This is a genomic window from Paenibacillus sp. 01T422 (assembly GCF_056398785.1).
On the sequence record NZ_JBFTQB010000764.1, the window covers coordinates 1 to 3,268 of the forward strand.

A 3,268-nucleotide genomic window follows, 5' to 3' on the forward strand; every position below is an offset into this window, starting at 1 on the left:
GCCGATCGTGATGATCGCCGTAATGAGGACAATCAGCCTCCTGTAGCTGAATCGCCGCAAAAGCGTATAGGCCAACAAGTTGCCAGGCAGCTGCAAAAGCATGATAACAGATGACAGTACCCCAAATAAGTAAACAGGCGTCCCTATACGGCTCGCATACAACTGCCAAAATTCTTCAATGTAGCTCATCGAAGCGCCTGTGATCATACCCGAAAACATAACAAGAGAGACATTGGGATTTCTCCTGAAAAAACGCAGCGATGCTATAACATACGTTTTAAAAGAGATACTTTCCTCGGCATCCACTGTGCCGTCTCCCCCCATCGGCGGCTCGATCAGCAGGAATGCGAGAATTAGGGCAATCCCTGAGCTGACTAGCGATAGCCAGTAGTTCAGCTCAAGACCGAATTTACCAGCGAGCAAGCTCCCGCAGAATGCGGCAAGGATAGCTGCGAGCAAATCGCAGGCATTCAATCGCCCGAGCAGTTTGTCGAACTGGGACGCCTTCCCCTGCTGCATTAACGTATCATACAACAGTGCATTATCGGAGCCGCTGCTTGCCGAACGAGCGATACCTGCCAAGAAGACGACGAGCGCAAAATGCCAAAACTCGGTCGCAGCTATCAGAATCAGAAACTCGCAGCAGCCCAGCAGAGCGCTTAGTACAAGCATTTTTTTCCTGCCCCATTTGTCCGCTATAACACCTGTTGGAACTTCTAGCAGCACGATCGTCAGGGAGAAAATAATTTCCGTATATACGACCATCTGAATCGTCATGCCCCGCTCCTCCCAGTACAATCTCTCGATGACGTAAGCTGGGATGAGACTGGAAAAAAAGCGAAACGCGAATAGGACGCGAATGTTCATTGTGCTGTTCATATGGAGCTCCTCTCCGATATCTGATTGGGTGTATGGACTCAACCAGATCGGCGGTGCTCGCGAACAACGTAAGGTTACGTCTTAACAGGGAGGCCTTGCGAATTTGATGAACCTCATCATTTGAGGATCTCCTCCATTCGTCAAACTATCATTTATCTGGATAATAATACCTTGTATATTTTAATGACACTTAAATGCATGCCTTCATGATATAAATTAAAGCTGAGGAATTGCTCTAATGATTCGAGTCTCATCCCTGCGGAAGTTGTATAAGGCGTCACATTATCGTGCAGGCGATTACCCAATTCAGTGTGAATTCTCTCAATCTGCCTTTTCAGCAGCATTTTCAGCTCTGAGAGAGTAGGAACGACAATATCCGCTGGCGTAGTTAAAGGGGAAGTTTTATACTCAAATTGCTCCTTGAACCCCTGTGGCAGTTGAAGCGGAAGCTCCATATATTGAAAAGCGTACCTTTCCATCACGACATAAATATGCCCCATCTGCCAACGGATTGAATTGCGGAATCCATCCGGAATCTGATCCGCTGTCTCCTCCGAAATCCCTTCAACGACTTGTAAAACTTGATCTCTAACGAATGCCAACTGCCTGAACAAATAATGTTCCAACATACTCACTCCTTCAGCGACTCTTTTGGCCCATTGTAGCATAATTCACCACTAGGGAGTATATGGAAAAATAGTGTTCTACGGGGCGTAATCTACGCCTGCCTGCTCAACCAGCGCGCGCTGTTTAATATGAGACGGCGGTAGGCTTCTGGCTCAAAAGAAGGGGCATGATGCCCTGGCTGCAAATACACGACCTTCCCTAGACCATAAGCGTGCTCCCATGCCGCGGGGTACCGTTTTCCTTCAAATTCAAACTCCATAAAAACCGTTTTCTTCGTAAACGGGTCAAATTCGAACAAGTACGGCTCTTCATCCAGGTTGAAGTTCTCAACACCTTCCAGTAAGGGATGGTTGGCGGCTGAACCATAATATGCCAAAGGCTGGTAAGGAGGATGGCCGGTAAACTTGGCGCCGATCATCTGCAGCAGCTCGTAGCTTCGTTGCAGAGAAATACCGTTATGGATGACTAGCAAGCTGCCTCCCCCTGCGACATAACGTAGAAGTCCAGCGGTTTGTTGCTGCGTCAGGTCTCGCTTCCAACAGTCCGTGTAAGAAATACACAGAGGTATTTGTTCGTGATCCAGTTCCGCAAAGGCTTGATAATCTTCTGTAGCGGTTAACACAAACTCGTTGCCAAGAATGGCTGCAAGCTGCCCTCTAGCAGGCTCCAATGGATGCCAGGGAGCATCTGTGTTATCGCCAATCAATATGACTTTTATCTCGCGCATAGATCCTTCTCCTCTCCCTTTTACCAGGGCAACTCTCTTCCGCTGTCAGCTTCGATATAAAGCGGTAGTGCCATAAGCTTGTCCTTGTTCTCTTCAATCCGGTTCAAAATATTCGCAGCAGCTTCTTCCGAAGTAAAGGTGCCCGCCGGATTCCATTCACCGCTCATAAAAGATTTGACCCAGCCAGGATGAATCAGCAGGACGCGCCCGCCTTCTTTGCGAATTTTGTTATGAACGATCGTTGAACCCATATTCAAAGCTGATTTGGCCATGCAATACCCGAACCAGGCATCCCGATGGCTGTTCGCAATACTGCCCGCTTCGGAGGATATGTTAACAATCAGCTTTCCGCCATTCATGATCGGCTCAAGTAAACTATTGGACATCCGAATAGCGCCAAGCGCGGACACGTTATACACCTGTTGAATCTCTTCGAAATCGAGCTCATCTTCAATCGTCTTCACCGTATCGCCGAGGATAGCAGCGTTGTTGATCAGGAACTCCAACTGATTAGATCTACTTTTGATATAATGAGCTGCTTCCCTTACACTCTCATCAGATCCCACATCCAATTTGAAAACATGCAGTTGATTCGGAAATTGTATCGCGAGCTTGCTCAGATCCTCGTTATTCCCCTGAATGCCACCCGCATAAACCGTATATCCCTGATGCAATAGAGTTTCAGTCATGGCGAGTCCAATCCCTCTATCCGTTCCGGTTACACAAACTGCTTTGTTCAACAACATCTCCTGCGCTCCCACCATTCCTAGTTATTAGACAAGCTTCAGCTCTTTCACAGATCCGTCTTGGTAACCAACGATGACTCTGGCAGCCATCTTAATAAATAACCCATTATCGACAACACCTGGGATGTTATTAATGGCATCATGGCATTCACTTGGCCTTTTAATCTGTTTAAAATCACAATCCAGAATGTAATTGCCATTGTCTGTCGTAAAAGGTTGCTGATCCAGCATTCTCAGCTGCGGCTCACATCCAAGCGCACTAAGCTTGTTGCGTGTTAGCTCGTAACCG

At 47.4% G+C, this 3,268-nt stretch carries 5 protein-coding genes; all 5 read right to left on the reverse strand.

Annotation, left to right across the window (positions count from 1 at the left end; genetic code table 11):
* Positions 1–879 (reverse strand): MFS transporter (locus tag AC1DUA_RS30740; RefSeq protein ID WP_477503360.1); only part of this gene is annotated, 879 nt, incomplete at its 3' end.
* A 152-nt stretch (positions 880–1,031) separates the two neighbouring features.
* Positions 1,032–1,508 (reverse strand): DinB family protein, encoded by a 477-nt coding sequence (locus tag AC1DUA_RS30745; protein ID WP_477503361.1) that lies wholly within the window; start codon positions 1,506–1,508, stop codon positions 1,032–1,034.
* 89 nt (positions 1,509–1,597) lie between these two features.
* Positions 1,598–2,233: a ThuA domain-containing protein gene (locus tag AC1DUA_RS30750; RefSeq protein WP_477503362.1), complete on the reverse strand. Its 636-nt coding sequence runs from the start codon at positions 2,231–2,233 to the stop codon at positions 1,598–1,600.
* A gap of 20 nt (positions 2,234–2,253) precedes the next feature.
* Entirely contained in the window at positions 2,254–2,979 is a 726-nt protein-coding gene (locus AC1DUA_RS30755) for an SDR family NAD(P)-dependent oxidoreductase (RefSeq protein ID WP_477503363.1), read from the reverse strand.
* A 27-nt stretch (positions 2,980–3,006) separates the two neighbouring features.
* Positions 3,007–3,268, reverse strand: a 262-nt coding sequence (locus AC1DUA_RS30760) for a ribose-5-phosphate isomerase A (protein ID WP_477503364.1), incomplete at its 5' end; no start/stop codon positions are given.